We start from the raw sequence: 17,622 nt of genomic DNA, 5'->3' as shown, positions 1-17,622 counted from the left end.
ATGGGGTCAAAAAAAATCCTCACCGAAGCGAGGATTACCAACCAATAACTATAAAATTTAAATCCCTTATGAGGAATGAGAACGCGCTGCTGTATAATGATCTTAAATTCATCATCGACACAAACTTAATAAAGTTAAATTTACTATCCAATATCTTCTTAAAAAATTTTAAAAAGATATTGGATAGTATTTTAAGTTTTAACTTGAGCATTTTTGCTTACGCTTAAGTAGTAGATACCCAAGCCTATCGCATAAGCTAATAAGCACCAAAGAGCCGCATAAGGATTCTCTTTAAAAGAAATAAAAATATTAATTGTGACAAAACAATAGGATAGAACAAAAAGTGCTGGAATAAGCGGAAACCATTTAATCGTATAAATTTCTGAAGTATCCAGGCCCTTGGTCTTCCGTCTCAGAATAAAGATAGAGATGGCTGCAAGTGAAGTGCCTATCGTTTCAAAAAACATCACATATTTTAGCATTTCGCTAAACGTTCCCACGAAAAATAAGATAACCAGGATAGCAGCAACAAAAAAAGTCATCCCAAATTCCTGTACCTGCGTTTTAGGATTTACCTTTGCAAATACCGGGGGGAGAATACCATCTTCTGCCATAGCATAATAGGTTCTGGGATTGTGCATAATGTTTACATTAACAAATGCCACTACGGAAACAAACATGAGTATTGAAGTGATCTTGTAACCGGTAGCTCCGAATATAATGCCAGCCATTTTAGCCGCAAGTGTATGTGTTTGCTGTAAACCGCCGATACCCAACACGCTGTAATACGCAAAATTGATGGCGAGATATAAAATAATTACTGTACCAATACCTATAAAAATAGCTTTTGGAATGTTTTTTTTAGGGTTTACAATGTCGCCGCCAAAATTAATGGTTTGCGCATAACCGGTGTAAGTAAAGAAAACTGCGATCAGGCTTAAGCCAAATGCAGTGACCAAACTTCCGCTATGCGGAATGGTAGCTATATTGGGTGTGGATTGTACGTCGCTTTTAAAAACTGCGGTGCATAAAACTAAAATCATTCCCACCTTGAAAATTGTAAGCAGGTTTTGCGCACGTGCACTTTGTTTAATGCCTAAAAGGTTAATCAGATACAAAAGCAGAACGGTTGCAATGGTGGTGATTTTGGTACCTGTGCTGTTTTGAAAACTCAGCGGCATAATTATAGGGTTTATATACTCCGCACCGAGAAGTGCAACAGCAGCAACAGAAGCTGCGTTGCTGATCACGAGCACCCAATTGATCATAAATGCAAAAGCTGGGTGGTAGCAATACGAAAACACTTTATAGAAACCGCCAGTGGTGGGGTAGCGTGCACCTATTTCTGCAAAAGTGAGCGCGCCACATAAGCTCACCAGTCCCCCAAAGATCCATGCGCCAAAAAATACACCGGCACTGCCGGCTTTAAGAGCTACGTCGCTAGGCGTGCCAAAAATGCCCATGCCGATGACCAGGCTGATCACTATCATGGTGAGATCGAAGCGATTAAGCAGCGGCTTTATACTCATTTATTTAAAATTTATCTTATAATTTAATTTCGTTAACACTTTAAATCAATTAAATTCGGTCTTTGATTTTTTAAACTACCTGCCAGATTAAACTATTTTGAAGCAAATTAAACAAATATTGCTTACCGGTATATTGTTGTTTTGTATTGCGCCGGCATTTGCGCAGCGCAGGAAGCAGGGTAACGTTAAAAAACTACAATCTGTAGTTGTTTACAAGACGGAAAATCTCAGCCAACAGCTCAAAAATTTCAAAGCTGTAATAGCCGTTGCCAATGTTGATTTTGAATTCCCCAAAGGCTTTAAGGAAATCCCAGCCCCCGATAACGAGGATTTTTCTTTCGATTATGCAATGGAACTGCCTGGAAAAGACTTTGAGATTTGGATACAGGTAAAATCGCAAAAAGAAAATTATGCGGCTTATTTAAGGAGTCTTGGCAATAAGGAAACCACCCAGGCTAATCCCGATTCGGTGTACCTGGGGATGGGAACAGCCTATGCCATCGCCTTTACCGGCGACAGGAGCAGCTATTTCACCCGTACTATTCCACGCAATGTCTGTGCTCGCTACAAAGCTAATGCGGGCCGCTCATACTTATTGAACCTACTAGATTTGCCTATAACAAAGCGCTATAAGTATGCCTTGTTGGTTACCTTACAAAAGGACCATACCGGCACAATATTGGCAGTTTGCTTTGCGAACGAAAAAGGGCCGGAGTTCTTTAAAGATGTAGACCGGGCAAGCAATTGCCTGAAGTTTAAATAACACATAATAATGTGGATAAGTTAAAACATTTAAATCGCTATTTAAATGCGGGAACTTTATTTTTGTACACGGTGCGTTGCGCGCCAAATTTTTTGAATGAAATATGGCAGAGACTAGTAATTATGATGACGATAGTATCCGGTCGCTAGACTGGAAAGAACACATACGATTAAGGCCCGGTATGTATATTGGTAAGCTGGGCGATGGTTCTGCTTATGATGATGGGGTGTATGTTTTGCTTAAAGAGATTGTTGATAATTCGATAGATGAATTTGTAATGGGATCGGGCCGCACAATCGAAGTTAATATGAGCGATCATAAAGTTTCCGTACGGGATTACGGTCGCGGCATTCCTTTGGGTAAAGTGATCGATTGCGTATCTAAGATAAACACAGGTGGGAAGTATGATAGCAAAGCGTTTCAAAAATCTGTAGGTTTAAACGGTGTGGGTACCAAGGCGGTTAATGCTTTGTCAAACTATTTCACTGTGCAATCCTACCGTGATGGCCGTACTAAAATAGCTGAGTTTGAAAAAGGGGAGCTTACGCGTGATGAGCCAGAAAAGGAAACCTCGCAACGCAATGGTACCGCCATTAACTTTATTCCCGATGACACTATTTTTCGGCATTACCGCTTCATCCCGGAATTTGTAGAGAATATGATCTGGAACTATGTGTTCCTTAACTCGGGGCTGACACTCAACTTCAACGGTAAAAAATATTTATCAGAACGCGGTTTGTACGACCTGCTGGTGCGCAATGCCGATGCTGAAAACCTGCGTTATCCGATCATTCATTTGAAGGGGCACGATATAGAGATCGCGATGACCCACGGGCAATCTTACGGTGAGGAGTATTATTCTTTTGTAAACGGGCAAAATACTACGCAGGGTGGTACGCATCAGGCAGCCTTTCGCGAGGCGGTGGTGAAAACTATCCGCGAATTTTACGATAAAGATTATGATGCTGCGGATATTCGTGCTTCTATTGTTGCCGCTATCGCGATAAAGGTGCAGGAACCAGTGTTTGAATCGCAAACCAAAACCAAACTGGGTTCTCAAAACGTTGGCCCGGATGGGCCGTCTGTGCGTACGTTTATCGGCGACTTTGTAAAGCGCGAACTGGATAATTATCTTCACAAAAATCCCGCAACTGCAGATTCTCTCAAAGCACGCATCCTCCAATCCGAAAGGGAGCGTAAGGATATTGCCGGGATAAAAAAATTAGCTAACGACCGTGCTAAAAAAGCATCCTTACACAACCGTAAATTACGCGATTGCAAAATTCACTTCGACGATAACCACGAGCGTAAGCAGGATACCACGCTGTTTATTACCGAGGGGGACTCAGCGAGCGGAAGTATCACCAAATCGCGCGATGTGCAAACACAGGCGGTATTCAGTTTGAAAGGTAAGCCGCTTAATTGTTTTGGGCTGACTAAAAAGGTGGTTTACGAAAACGAAGAATTTAACCTCCTGCAGCACGCTTTGAATATAGAAGACGGGATAGATAACCTTCGTTATAACAACATTGTGGTAGCTACCGATGCCGATGTGGATGGTATGCACATCCGCCTGCTATTGATGACTTTTTTTCTGCAATTCTTCCCGGATCTGGTAAAGGCCGGGCATGTTTCTATCTTGCAAACACCGCTGTTCCGGGTCCGCAATAAAAAAGAAACTATTTACTGCTACAGCGATGAAGAGCGCCGTAACGCCATTGCCAAACTGGGTAACAAACCCGAGATCACCCGCTTTAAAGGCTTGGGTGAGATCTCGCCTGACGAGTTTGGCTTATTTATCGGTAAAGATATCCGGCTGGATCCGGTTTTTTTAAAGGATGCCAATATCAAAGCGTTGCTGGAGTACTTTATGGGTAAAAACACACCTACGCGTCAGCAGCATATCGTAAACAATTTACGTGTTGAGAAAGATGACGAACGTGTAAATCCATTGGTTGCAGAGCATTTGGATAGTGTAGAGTTGCCGGTAGCGGTGTAGATGTAAATAAAACTTGTTTTAGAGACGCGGTACTTCGCGTCTCTTTTGTTTTTAACAAATATTCCCCCTATCTTGTATCCCCCTCTTTTTAGCAGGGTGATAATCATGACAGAACACGAAATAAAAATAGCCTTTAAAGAATACGATTCCGTTGAGGAACTTAACCCAACAGAGCAAAAACTTTGTCTGGAGGCGGTTGGAGCCCTGGCTACTTCACATTCACCTTATTCAAAATTTAAAGTAGGTACAGCATTGCTGCTGAAGAGCGGTAAAATACTACATGCCAGCAACCAGGAAAACGTAGCCTACCCGTCCGGGCTTTGTGCCGAGCGGGTTGCTCTGTTTTATTGGGGCTCCAGCCATGCCGACGACCCAGTTGTGGCAATGGCGGTTACTGCTCAAACTGATGAGTTCCGCTTATTAAAACCTGTTACCTCCTGCGGCGCATGTCTGCAAGTAATGGCCGAATGCGAAAAACGCCAGAACAGTCCCTTCAAAATGTTGTTGTACTGTATAGATGGCCCGGTTTGGGTAATTGATGGCGTAGCCAGCTTGATGCCGTTTATGTTTTTTGAAGAAAGATTATCACAAGCATTATGAAGATAAAATTGTTTTTGCTTTTTGTACTGGTAAGTGCCGGTATCAGGGCCGGTGCACAAACCGGCTTTCCTTTTGATAACGAGATCCGGGAGTTTAAGCACCAGGATAGTATAAAGTTTCCACCCAAAAATGGATTTCTATTTATTGGCAGTTCGTCTATCCGTAAATGGACAGACCTGGGGCAGCGTTTTAGCGATAAGCCCATCATTCGCCGTGGTGTTGGTGGCTGTACGCTTGAGCAATTGGTAGATTACTATACGCCATATATCCTTTTCCCTTATCGGCCAAAAAAAGTATTCATTTACGCAGGTGAAAATGATATAGCGGCAGGTAAATCCGGGGCATTTGTCGCCGAAGAGTTTACGAAGCTTTGGGGAATGCTGGAAAACAAACTGCCAAAGGCCGAGATCTATTTTATGGCGGTGAAACCAAGCCCTAGTCGTGCAAAGTTTTTCGCAGAGGTAGAGACTGCGAATAAAAGGATTAAAGCATTTCTTGCCAATAAAAAAAGAGGGCATTACACAGATGTGGCAACGGTGATACTAGACCCGGCCACTAAACAGCCCGACGGCTCATTGTTTGAAACTGATATGCTGCATCTTAATAAAGCCGGCTATGATAGATGGCAGGCCGTATTGCAGCCCTACTTAAAATAAATAGAGCCCCGGAATTGCTCCGGGGCCCTAACACTAAAACACTATCTAACTAATAAACTATTTAAAAACACTGTAAACATTAGTGATCTTCCATCCGTCGCCGGTGTTGGCTAAGGTTACATAATTGGTGCGTGTGAATTCCTGAAATTTCATATCTACTTTTACCAACTTTACATCGGCATTGCTTTCAACAATACTGGTGCTGGTGGTGCAACTCTGCTCCACATTTTTATCTGCTTTGAAAAAGTCCATCATTTCTTTTTTGCTAAAACTGAGCAGTTTTTTGCCGCGCAGCATGCTGAATTTTACCGATGAATCCAAAACTTCGTTAAGACCGCTTAACCTGCCGCGGGTCATGGCATCTACATAGGTATTAACAGCATGCGTGGCGGTAAGATTATCGTTATCGTTTAAGGTTGTTGCTTTAGCTGCGCTGCACACTACCAATAAGGTTAGGCCCAGCATAATTGATTTTAATTTTTTCATGATATTGTGAGTTTTTATATTTTAAATTACACCTATAAGATGCGGTCAGCAGGCGATGTGTTACACTTAGCGGTATTAAATTTTAGTATTTAACAAACATTTAACAATAGCTTATATCCGTTAACATTTGCGCAATCAATGGGCTATATTTGATTAATGGTTGATTTCAATACTATCATTTTGCAATTTGGGGAAAACGGTGATAAAACCGGGTGGACCTATATTCTGGTTTCTGCAGACCAGGCGCAAGTGCTTAAACCAGGAGAAAAGCGATCTTTCAGGGTAAAAGGCTTTCTTGACAATTTTGAAATTGCAGGTAAAGCTTTATTGCCGCACGGTGATGGAGCTTTTATATTACCGACGAATGAGGCCATCCGTAAAGGCATCCGGAAAAGCAGCGGCGCAACATTGCGGGTCCGCCTAGCGTTTGATGCAGATTTCAAAATTACCATGCCCGAAGACTTGCAGGAGTGTTTTGATTTTGAACCGGAGGCTGCGGATTACTTTACCAGTATCACCAAATCGCACCAGGGGTATTTTATTAAATGGATCAATGATGCTAAAACTGAAGAGACCCGGGCAAACAGGATAGTGAGCACCGTAAATGCCGCCTTAAGGCGGATGGACTATGGCGCGATGTTACGGGAAAGGAAGCAGCTGAAGGCCAGGTAAAACAATGGGCTAGTTTTTAATAAAACAGGTTCACATATTCTTCATTCATGGGAGTTTCTTTGTTGAAATGTTAATAAAAACTCCTGACTGCGCTGGTAATCGACTGTAGTGAGCATCGGCTTTTCTGCACATTTGCTTATCTTTACAGGTCAGAATTTAAACACAGAGAACCCAAAGAAGGCGCAAAGAAACTGAATATGCAAATTGAGAATGATCTTGCAACTGCGGTTATAGGTGCAGCTATCACGGTACACAAGCACTTGGCCCCGGATTATTGGAATCTGCTTATAAAGAATGTTTATTTTATGAGATCATTAAAAAAGGTATTCACGTAGAAAAAGAAAAGTCATTACCTCTTATTTATGGAGAAATTAAACTGGAATGTGGATATAGATTAGATTTGTTTGTTGAAAACAAATTGGTTGTAGAGATTAAAGCAATAGATGCATTAAACGAGGTACACACCGCACAAGTGTTGACTTACCTAAAAGTGTCAGGTTGCAAACTTGGTTTACTCATCAATTTTAATGTTGTAAAAGTAAAAGACGGCATTCGTCGAATCATAAAAACTTAGCGCACACTGTGCCTTCTCATTATCTCTGTGTTAAAAAAGAAATGTTAGAAAATCCCGACAATACTGAAGAATCTAAGCTTCCTACTATCACCACCCTCGACGGCCTTTACGAAAATTGGTTCCTGGATTATGCGTCATACGTTATTCTTGATCGTGCCGTTCCGCACATTAACGATGGTTTAAAGCCGGTTCAGCGCCGTATCCTTCACTCATTGAAGGAAATGGACGATGGGCGCTTCAATAAAGCCGCCAACGTTATCGGTAATACGATGAAGTATCACCCGCACGGGGACGCTTCCATTGGTGATGCCATGGTGCAGATAGGGCAGAAAAATCTGCTGATAGATTGCCAGGGCAATTGGGGCGACCCGGTAACCGGCGATTCAGCCGCTGCTCCGCGTTACATTGAGGCTCGCCTTTCCAAATTTGCTTTGGATGTTGTTTTTAACCCCGATACCACCATTTGGCAGGCTAGTTATGACGGCCGGAACCGCGAGCCTATTACGCTGCCCGTGAAATTTCCCTTGCTTTTGGCGCAGGGAGCTGAAGGTATTGCCGTTGGTTTAGCCACAAAAATATTACCGCATAACTTTATAGAATTGCTGGATGCATCTATAGCATCGCTGCAGGGTACCCGCCCTAATCTGTTGCCTGATTTTCCTACCGGTGGAATGGCTGATGCTTCGGCTTATAACGAAGGGCAGCGCGGCGGCAGGGTAAGGGTACGAGCTAAGATACTTGAACGGGATAAAAAAACGCTTACTATTACAGAGATCCCTTTTACTACTACAACGGGCAGCCTGATCGACAGCGTGATTTCGGCCAATGACAAGGGCAAGATCAAGATCAAAAAGATCGAAGATAATACCGCCCAAAATGTAGAGATTGTTATTCATCTGGCACCTGGCATTTCTCCTGATGTTACAATCGATGCGCTATATGCCTTTACTGATTGTGAGGTTTCCATATCGCCAAACACCTGCGTAATTCAGGATGATAAGCCGCGCTTTATGAGCGTGAACGATATGCTCATTGAAAGTACCAACTACACCCGCGAGTTGCTTAAGATGGAGCTGGATATCCGGTTGAAAGAACTGATGGAAAAGATCTTCTTTAGTTCACTGCTCAAGATTTTTATTCAGGAAGGGATGTATAAGCATCCGGATTATGAGGGTTCGTCTACATTTGAACTGGTGGTAGAAGTATTGAACCGTTTATTTACACCATTTTTTCCCCAGTTTTACCGTGAAATTCTTCCGGAGGATTATAAGAAGCTAATTGATAAGCCGATGAGCAGCATTACCCGTTTTGATTTTAAGAAAACGGATGAGCAGATCAAAAACCTCGAAGCTGAGATCAAACAGGTAAAGCATCACTTAAAACATCTTACCGATTATACCATTGCCTGGTTTGAAAAACTACGCGATAAGTACGGGAAAGACCGGGGCCGTAAAACAGAGTTGCGCACTTTTGATAAAGTGGAAGCATCACAGGTGGCCCTCGCAAATATCAAATTGTTTGTGAACCGTGTGGATGGTTTTATCGGTTCTTCTCTCAAGAAAGAGGAGAATGTTGAATTGGTGGGCGAGTGTTCTGATATCGATGATATTATCGTATTCCGCAGCGACGGTAAGTTTGTGGTAACCCGGGTGCAGGATAAAGTATTTGTAGGTAAAGATATTTTGCACGTAGCGGTATTTAAGAAAAACGACGAGCGTACGGTTTATAACCTGATCTACAAAGATGGAACCAGCGGCGTAAGTTATATCAAACGCTTTTCGGTTACGGGTGTTACCCGCGATAAGGAATACGACCTTACCAAAGGTGGCAAAGGATCTAAAGTGCTTTACTTTACCGCTAATCCTAATGGCGAGGCCGAGGTGGTGACGGTTCAATTAAAGCCACACGCCAAGCTCAAAAAACTTAACTTTGACGAGGATTTTGCCGTGTTGGCTATAAAAGGCCGTGGATCTATGGGGAACATGGTTACCAAATACCCAGTGAAAAAAGTAGTGCTGAAAAGCAAAGGTGTTTCCACTCTGGCAGGCCGTAAGATCTGGTATGATGAAATCCTGAAGCGCCTCAATGCCGATGGCCGAGGTAAATATCTGGGAGAATTTGATGGCGACGATCGCATCCTAACCGTTTTACCTAACGGAACATACGAACTGACCAGCTTCGACCTCAATAATCACTTCGATGATAAAATGGCGGTGATTGAAAAGTATGATCCGGCAAAAGTATTTGCTGTAGTTTATTACGAAGGTAAATCGAAAAACTATATGGTGAAGCGCTTTATGTTTGAGCATACAGTTATCGGCAAGCATACCAGTATCATCAGCGAGGAGCCGGGATCAAAGCTGATCATAATCTCTGGCGCAGCACAGCCAGTTGTTAAGGTAGAGCAGCAAAAGGGCAAAGCCTTAGTGCCGGAGACTGCAGAACTGAATTTAACCGACCTTATAGATGTAAAAGGGATGAAAGCCATGGGAAATCGTTTATCCGTGCACCTGGTGAAAACCGTGGAGCTGATAGCCGAGCATGACGACGAAGAAGACGTACCCGACCCGGCACCAGATTCTGTTGAGGATACCGAAATCATTCTGACGGGAGAGGATAAGCAATTTACAGATGCTGCCCCGGACGTACAACAATTGCCGGAGGAGGTCGTTAAAGAAAAAATAATTCAAGATGAGCCTGTGCAATCAAAAGCAACTGAATCTGAAGAATCACCAACTGTTAAGTCGCCTGAATCAAAATCCCCATCGGTGGAACCACCAAAAAAGAAAATAGATTTCGAGATAACTAACCCGGATGAGCTGGATATAGATGATAAAGGCCAGCTGGGATTATTCTAAACTATAATAAAGAAAACAATGTTGAAAAAGGTAACTGTTTTTTGTTTTTTGATTTTAAGTGTCATTATTACAACTAATGCTCAAAACGTAGATCATACTTTCGCCCTTGGCGATAGTACCTTTATGCTGGATGGCATACCCCTGCAGATCATTTCGGGCGAAATGCATTACACCCGTATTCCCGAGGATAATTGGCGCGAACGAATAAAAATAGCCAAAGCCATGGGCCTGAATACCATAGGTATGTACGTTTTTTGGAATGCACACGAGAATGTGCAGGGCCAGTATGATTTTAGTGGAAATAAAAATATTGCCCAATTTGTGCAAATAGCTAAAGAAGAGGGTATGTGGGTAGTTATGCGGCCAAGCCCTTATGCCTGTGCCGAATGGGAGTTTGGCGGCTACCCCTGGTGGCTGCTTAAAGATAAAACCCTTAAAGTTCGTAGCCAGGATCCTAAGTTTATTGATGCCTACCGCAACTATGTTTTGCAATTAGGTAAGCAGCTCTCGCCTTTGCTGGTTACGCATGGCGGCAATATTATAATGGTGCAGATAGAGAATGAATATGGCTCATACAGTGATGATAAACAATACCTGGCCCAAAATGAGAAAATCTTCCGGGAGGCGGGTTTTGATGGTGTTTTGTTTACTTGTGATGGCCCTTCGCAAATGCCTGCGGGCTACCTGCCGGGTTTTTTGCCTGCAGTTAATGGGGAGGACGATCCGAAAAAAGTAAAAGAACTGATCAACAAATATCATGACGGTAAAGGCCCTTATTATATAGCGGAGTGGTACCCGGGCTGGTTCGATAGCTGGGGCAAACCCCACGCGGGCAGCAATGCAGAGGAAGATGCCAAGCATCTTGAAAAAGTGTTGTCGGCTGGCATCTCTATTAATATGTACATGTTTCATGGTGGCACAACGCGCGACTTTATGAATGGGGCTAACATGAACAAGACAGAAGCTTACGCACCGCAAACATCCAGCTATGATTACGATGCACCACTGAATGAAGCTGGCGACCCAACTCCTAAATATTACAAATTTCGTGAAATTATTGCCAAGCATTTACCAGCCGGACAAACCCTGCCTGACGTGCCCGGTAAAAAACGGATGAGCTTTGCTTTGGAGGTGATTAAATTGAACAGCAAGGCAAACTTGTTTAGCAACCTGGGTAAGCCTGTGGAAGCAGAACACCCGATGAGCTTTGAAGATCTGGACCAAGGTTATGGCTTTGTGCTGTATCGTACAACGTTAGCCAATGCAGCAAGTGGGTTGCTGAAGATTAATGAGATGCGCGACTACGCCACAGTTTATCTAAATGGTAAACGCATCAGCGTTTTAGACAGGCGACTGAAACAGGATTCGCTGCAATTAAACAGCCCGTTAGCTAACAGTGTGTTAGATATACTTGTAGAAAATAACGGTCGCATTAATTACGGCCCTTTTTTGATAGATAACCGCCAGGGCATAACAGATAAAGTTACGCTTAACGGGCAGGAACTGCTAGGCTGGAAAATGTACCGGTTTCCGTTTGCAACGCTTGCGGGTACAAAGTATGCGCCTGCCCAAACTGGCGACAATGCTGAAACACCGGCCTTGTACCGCGGCACCTTTTCTCTGCGTGCGCTGGGCGACACCTATTTAGATATGCACGGTTTTGGGAAAGGATTTGTTTTTATCAACGGCCACAATTTGGGTAAGTACTGGAATATTGGTCCGCAGCAAACGCTTTACGTACCGGCGGCATGGCTTAAAAAAGGTATAAACGAAGTTGTTGTTTTTGATGAACTGAAAGGAGGCCATACCGAGCTGTCTACATTGAATCATCCTATATTAAATGAAGTTGTAAAGCAATAGCACATTTTTTAGATTGAAGCCAGGAACGTTTGCTAAACTCGTGCTAAATACAAAAATTAAAATGCTGCTATATGCGGCATTTTTTTATTTTTGAATATAATTTTATCACAACCAATGTTTCCCGGGCAAGATTACCTTTATTATATTTCATTCGCTTTGCAGGGTTTTTGCGCCTACCATAGCTTTAAAAACGGTACCCAGCAAAAGTGGCTCTGGATCATTATCTTTTTACCCTACCTGGGAAGCCTCATCTATGTATACCAGGAAATTTTGAGCCGCAGGAAGATTAGCGCAGCCAAAATCGATGTTAAAAGTATCATTAACCCTGGTAGCAAACTCAAAAAACTGGAAGATGAGGTCCGGTTTACTGATACCTTCGCTAATCGCATCAAATTAGCCGATGCTTACCTGGCAGCGGGCCAAACCGATAAAGCCGTAGAAATTTATAAAGCCAGCCAAACCGGTGCATTTGCAGAAAATGAGCATGTAATGGCCCAATTGATGATAGGCTACTATGAACTGGGTAGGTATGCAGAGGTGTTACCTTTAGCTCAAAAACTTTACAATCAGCCTCAGTTCATTCGTTCTAAAGCCCACGTGGTTTATGCAAAGTCACTTGAGCTATCAGGTAATATCCGGCAGGCCGACGATGAATTTAAGCTGATGAAAGGCAGGTACTCATATTTTGAGCAACGCTATCAATACGGATTATTTCTGATGCGGCAAGATAAAGTAGAAGAGGCCGAGAAGATCTTTACCGATATGCTGGAAGAACAGCCACATTTAAGCGCTGTAGAAAATCGCAGCAATAAGCAATGGTTTGTTAATGCCAAAAATGAATTGAAAAAGCTGTACGTATAACGAATTATACAAAAAATGCCACTCAGCAAGGGGCGTTTTTTTTGGCGTATATTTTTGTTTTGTTTGTTACAGCAAAATAATCAGGATGAGGATGATCAACAGAATAGCACCTAATGAAAGGTAAATGCCGCCAGCGCCCATGGCGCTTGCTTCATGCTTTAAACTCTTTAATTCAGTTTTTAATTCTCTTTTTTCCTGCTTGTTTAAGGCAGATTTATCCATCTCTTTGATCTCTTCCACGCGGGTTTTGATCTCATCGATCCTTGCTCTTTTCTGGTCGTCGGTCATATTAGCTGCGGCTTCTTTAAAAGCTTTTTTATCATCAGTAAAAGTTGCAGCGTTTGAAGAAACTGATGCTACTACCAGCAGCATAGTTACAGCGATCAAATAAATTTTCTTTTTCACAGCGTTAAATTTGCGTTAATAAATTGATAAGTACAAAAGCGTAAACTTTGTTTTATGGAAATTATAAAACGTAGTTATTTTAAATACTGATATAGAAGGATGCTTCAAAAACGTGGCCAATCGCTAATTTTTGTATAGCCTCTTTGTTCCTAATATCTTTTGGTTCACCTTCAGCATCAGCGCAGCCCAGCCAGGGTTCAATACACAAAAAATCTGCACCCGGCTTCGCCCAAAGTCCCAGGTAGTTGAAATGAGGGAACTCCACTGACAAAGTACTATCATGCTTATCGCTTTTTATAGTTAACATCCGCGATTTTAGTTCTTTTAAAACCAAGGCGTCTTTGGCAAACAGATCACGGGTTAGGTATAACTTCTTTTTTGAGATAGCCAGCGGTTCGGTTTCTCCGGTAAACAAGCCGTCGGTGGACAGGAGATGCGACCGGAGTTTTTCGTCCGTTTCAAATTCCACATAATAATCTTCGTAGTTCTCGTTCGGGCCAAAAGGAACATTGAATGCCGGATGGCCGCCTACTGAGAAATATACCGATTTTTTATCGCGGTTAATTAATTTGTAAGTTACCCGTAGTGCGTTTTCAATAAGGGTATACAGGATTTGGAAATCAAATTTAAAAGGGTAAACGGCCAATGTTTTTTCGCAATTCGGTAAAGAGAACGCTGCTGAAACCTCATCACTCTCCAGCAAAAGAAAATCCGAAAGGCGGGCAAACCCGTGGCGTTTCATCGGGTATTTGGTGCCATCCACCAGTAACTCGTCATTCTTCAACCCGCCAACAATTGGGAAAAGATTTGGCGCGTGCCATGGCCAAACAGCCGGATCTGCCTGCCATAAATGTTCAACACCGGTTGCTTTATTGTGAACAGAAGTTAATTGAGCGCCTTTGGCATCGATAGCTATTTTTAAAAAATCATTTTCAAGGGTGGTCATGATGGTACAGGATTTTTAACGTAAAGATATCAACAAATCAATCGTCATCCTGTTTCTTTTTCTTCTCTAAAATCACAAATGCACTTCTTTTAGGTGCCGGCATAACAGCCGTTTCTCCTTTAACAGATTTCCAGATCACTTCATTAAGGTCCAGATCCGGTGCTGCATCTTCCTCGGCGAGGTTAAAGGACTCTGAACGCTTACTACTCTCGTTAATCGCAACGTTGCGCTGTTCCAGGTCAATTTGCGGGCGCTTCGCAATATAAGGTGTAAAGTCTGGCTTGGCGGTAAAACATTCATACAGGGGCATAGCAGCGGCATCATATTGGCTCATTGGCGGCAAGCCTAATATTAATTCAATAGTACGGAGTACCCCTGAAGTTGAATACATGTTATGAATTACTGCATTGCGCTTTACATACGGCCCAACTACAAATACGGGAGAACGGTGAGCATCTATATGGTCGGGGCCGTTTTGGGCATCATCTTCCAATACGAAAACTACAGATTCTTTCCAGATAGGGCTTTTACTCAAGTGCTCGATGAAGCGACCAACGGCAAGGTCATTATCTGCAACAGCTGCTAAAGGCGAAATGGCCCCTTTACGCTGCCCGCTGGTATGGTCATTACCCAGGCGTACGGTATTGAATTGTGGTACGGCATTAATTGTCAACAGCGAATCGAAATCGTGTTCCCAAATAGACTCGCGGGTGATATCTTTTATATTGAGATCAAAATCAGGAGAGTGCAGGCAAAAGTGCCCTTCCAATGATTTGATATTGGCTTTTGGTTTTGCTCCGCCTTCAGCAAATTCACCGTAAGTTCTATAGCTTACACCTGCGCGCTTGCAGTAATCCCATATAAAACCATCGCGCGGGTAAGCGGCTTTACGGGTGCCTTCAAAATCGTAATTGCCTCCACGGCCACCATAGCTGGTTGGCCATGTTTTTTCAACAAAGTCGGTACCGTAGGCGGCCATGCTCCAGTTATGGCCATCGGCACTTACCTCTGCATCTACATAAAAATTATCCATCAGGCCAAACTCACCGGCAATGGCATGCAGGTTGGGCGTTATTTTTTGCCCGAATATACACAGCGATGTATCGCCGTTACCTGCTGCAACATCTCCCAGCACCTGGTCATAAGTCCGGTTTTCCTTAATAATGTAAAACACATGCTTAATGGGTGATTGTTCGCCTTTTCTGCGCGGAACAGGGTTACCAACTTCGCCGTTGGCAGTTGTTGCAATTTTATTATTGAACGGCGTATTGGCATATACCTGCTTTGTGTATGCTTTTAATTGCACATCCGATGGCGCATCGATAAACGAAAGTGTCCCTTTAAACAAACCCCCTATATATTGTTCTCTGCTATTGATAGCGCCCTTTTGATAGCCGCTGTTATCAACCTTACCTACCGGCTGCGGGCCCTTAGGGTTTGCCATGGATATAAATCCTTTACCATTGCTCACCAATATTTTCTTGCCGAGCATTTTCACATTTGTTGGGTACCATCCTACAGGGATAAATCCACGACTTTGACTGCTGCCGGGTTTGCTTACATCAAATACCGCCAGGCAATTGTTATCGGCATTGGCAATGTATAGCATTTGTTCGTTAGCCGAAAGCGCGAAACCGTTGGTGGTAGAACCTGTTAATTTCGTAGGGTATAAAGAAGTAGATACCGTCTCAAGCGTTTTATGAGTGAGCGTATTGATAATACTGACAGAATTGTCATTCGCGTTAGCGACGAATAACAAATTTCCTTTCTTGTTAAGCAGTAATTCATTTGGGTGGCTACCCGCCGCAATACTGGTTAATGTGCCGTTAGTGGTATTATAAAAAGTAAGCTTGTCGCCGCCCCAGATGGAGATGTAAAGCGTTTTTTCATCGGGCGATAAAATGCAACTGTAAGCCTCAGCCTCCAGTTTGGTTTTACTGACGATTGTTTTATCAGCCGGGTTGATAACATAAAGCGTATTGTCTTCTTTGGTAACGGTGTATAACCTCGTACCTGCTTTATTTACGGCGATGCCGGTTGGGCATATTTTGTTTTTTGGCCATGCAGCGCCTAAATGGATCGTATCGGGCGCTCCTAGTTTACTATTGTTAATGGGAAAGTTCAGGATCACATTATCGTTACCGCCGGAAGCGAAAATATTTTTTTCATCGCGGCTGAAAGCGATACCATACCAGGATTTGCCGAGCACTTTTTCATCCAGTAGTTTTTCGCTGCGCGGATCTATCAATTGTAAAGATTGGGTACTTTGGCCGTTATTGGTAACCGCAAGTAACTTGCCTGATGCTGAAAGTTGCATGTTCAACGGCAGATCGCCAAGTGGAAGTGAGCGCCCTGCGGGGCTTAATTTCCAACCGTTGGGAAGGAGTACCTGACTGGTTTTCGCGAGCTTACCCGGCGATTGTGCAAACACTTGTGCTGCCACACTTATAGCTGCTATGCAAAGTATAAATTTTGGTTTCATTTTAATCGATGTATCCAAAATTACCAATTTAGCAGTGGCATTTATCTTACTTAACAAAAGCTTAACACAGCAGTCACCAGGACACCAACACTGTCAGCTATGGTTTATCAGTCTTAAGCTTAACCCGCAATGCCGAATCCTTTTGTGCATTAGTGAGTTTGCTATTATTATCAAACAGGGCATTCTCCCAATCGCCGTAAGCAGGGTTGGGGATGATGATGTATTTGCTGCCAAATTCTTTTTTTAGTTTTTCCGTTGTGGCCTGGCGGCTTTGTTCGCTGGCTTTAACACCGTTTACAGCATCATACAAAGCATCAAAATCTGGCAGGTTATCGCCGCACAGTAGGGCAATATTGTAAGTTGATAACACGGTTTGCCGGCGGCTTTCTTTGCTGGAAGAGGTTTGCTTCATTAAAACGTGGGCATCATCTGCATTAGGCATGCCATATAATTGCAGGTTTTTTATGGTGGCCGCTTTTTCTTCTTCGGCACGGTTGGTAACGTAAAACACAGCCACCCCTTTTGATGCCGCATACTTAAAAAACGACGGTGCTCCTGGTACGGTATCAGCTATTGCTTTTGCTGTCCAGCTTTTCCAGGTGTCAAAGCTGTAATCAAGGTTACCTGTTGCGCGCATGGCATCGTACGGGCTGTTATCTAAAACGGTTTCGTCAATATCGGTAACTACGGCATAGGGCTTGCCGCCTTCATTGCGAACGATCTCATTCAAACGCATTTTAGCCAAATTATAGGCTTGAAAACAAAGCGCTTTATACTCGGAAGAGCGCTGTTGCCAAAGTGATGACCAAACCTTGCCGCTATTGGCCATGGAAATACTTTCGGTTTTTTTGGAAACCGAGCAGGCGCTTAATAAAATAGCGGCTGCTAACAAGGCGGTGTTTTTTTTCATAGCTGCGATAAGCAAATATGG

14 protein-coding genes and 1 pseudogene are annotated in these 17,622 nt (G+C 43.0%); 9 read left to right on the top strand and 6 right to left on the bottom strand.

From position 1 onward, the window contains the following. Positions 1-191: 191 nt before the first annotated feature. A complete protein-coding gene (locus A0256_01635) occupies positions 192-1,529 on the bottom strand; it encodes a hypothetical protein (protein AMR30210.1) in 1,338 nt (445 codons plus the stop codon). A gap of 97 nt (positions 1,530-1,626) precedes the next feature. Between A0256_01635 and A0256_01630 the strand changes: the two genes are divergently transcribed. The 4 genes from A0256_01630 (at position 1,627) to A0256_01615 (ending at position 5,547) form a co-directional block, all read left to right on the top strand. Beyond that, positions 1,627-2,292, top strand: coding sequence for a hypothetical protein (locus A0256_01630; GenBank protein ID AMR30209.1), 666 nt, complete (start codon positions 1,627-1,629; stop codon positions 2,290-2,292). A gap of 103 nt (positions 2,293-2,395) precedes the next feature. Further along, positions 2,396-4,291, top strand: a complete 1,896-nt coding sequence (locus A0256_01625) for a DNA topoisomerase IV (GenBank protein ID AMR30208.1) — start codon at positions 2,396-2,398, stop codon at positions 4,289-4,291. Positions 4,292-4,396: 105 nt separating this feature from the next. Next, positions 4,397-4,891, top strand: coding sequence for a cytidine deaminase (locus tag A0256_01620; protein AMR30207.1), 495 nt, complete (start codon positions 4,397-4,399; stop codon positions 4,889-4,891). After that, positions 4,888-5,547, top strand: a complete 660-nt coding sequence (locus A0256_01615) for a hypothetical protein (GenBank protein AMR30206.1) — start codon at positions 4,888-4,890, stop codon at positions 5,545-5,547. The genes A0256_01620 and A0256_01615 overlap by 4 nt, the downstream gene beginning before the upstream one ends. 57 nt (positions 5,548-5,604) lie before the next feature. Here the strand turns inward: A0256_01615 and A0256_01610 are convergent, their stop codons facing one another. After that, a complete protein-coding gene (locus A0256_01610) occupies positions 5,605-6,033 on the bottom strand; it encodes a hypothetical protein (GenBank protein AMR30205.1) in 429 nt (142 codons plus the stop codon). 156 nt (positions 6,034-6,189) lie between these two features. On the opposite strand from A0256_01610, the gene A0256_01605 reads away from it, so the two are divergent. From A0256_01605 to A0256_01585, 5 genes and pseudogenes are all read left to right on the top strand, one after another. Further along, positions 6,190-6,705 carry a hypothetical protein gene (locus tag A0256_01605; GenBank protein AMR30204.1) on the top strand — a complete coding sequence of 172 codons (516 nt, stop codon included), beginning with the start codon at positions 6,190-6,192 and terminating at the stop codon, positions 6,703-6,705. Between the two features lie 232 nt (positions 6,706-6,937). After that, a pseudogene (locus A0256_01600) lies at positions 6,938-7,279 on the top strand (GxxExxY protein). 41 nt (positions 7,280-7,320) lie between these two features. Then, positions 7,321-10,137 (top strand): DNA topoisomerase IV, encoded by a 2,817-nt coding sequence (locus A0256_01595; GenBank protein AMR30203.1) that lies wholly within the window; start codon positions 7,321-7,323, stop codon positions 10,135-10,137. Positions 10,138-10,155: 18 nt separating this feature from the next. Continuing rightward, positions 10,156-11,997 (top strand): beta-galactosidase, encoded by a 1,842-nt coding sequence (locus A0256_01590; protein AMR30202.1) that lies wholly within the window; start codon positions 10,156-10,158, stop codon positions 11,995-11,997. A gap of 114 nt (positions 11,998-12,111) precedes the next feature. Further along, a complete protein-coding gene (locus A0256_01585) occupies positions 12,112-12,858 on the top strand; it encodes a hypothetical protein (protein ID AMR30201.1) in 747 nt (248 codons plus the stop codon). Positions 12,859-12,924: 66 nt separating this feature from the next. Here the strand turns inward: A0256_01585 and A0256_01580 are convergent, their stop codons facing one another. From A0256_01580 to A0256_01565, 4 genes are all read right to left on the bottom strand, one after another. After that, positions 12,925-13,230 carry a hypothetical protein gene (locus A0256_01580; GenBank protein ID AMR34393.1) on the bottom strand — a complete coding sequence of 102 codons (306 nt, stop codon included), beginning with the start codon at positions 13,228-13,230 and terminating at the stop codon, positions 12,925-12,927. 112 nt (positions 13,231-13,342) lie between these two features. Further along, the gene (locus A0256_01575; GenBank protein AMR30200.1) at positions 13,343-14,209 is read right to left on the bottom strand and encodes an aldose epimerase; all 867 of its coding nucleotides are present in this window, start codon (positions 14,207-14,209) and stop codon (positions 13,343-13,345) included. A 37-nt stretch (positions 14,210-14,246) separates the two neighbouring features. Next, positions 14,247-16,691 carry a hypothetical protein gene (locus A0256_01570; GenBank protein AMR30199.1) on the bottom strand — a complete coding sequence of 815 codons (2,445 nt, stop codon included), beginning with the start codon at positions 16,689-16,691 and terminating at the stop codon, positions 14,247-14,249. A 97-nt stretch (positions 16,692-16,788) separates the two neighbouring features. Beyond that, positions 16,789-17,601, bottom strand: a complete 813-nt coding sequence (locus tag A0256_01565; protein AMR30198.1) for a 5'-nucleotidase — start codon at positions 17,599-17,601, stop codon at positions 16,789-16,791. Positions 17,602-17,622 lie beyond the last annotated feature (21 nt).

The sequence above is a fragment of the Mucilaginibacter sp. PAMC 26640 genome, assembly GCA_001596135.1.
Lineage (GTDB): Bacteria > Bacteroidota > Bacteroidia > Sphingobacteriales > Sphingobacteriaceae > Mucilaginibacter.
The sequence above is the reverse complement of the archived record's forward strand: the minus strand, read 5'-3'. Positions and strand labels throughout refer to the sequence as shown.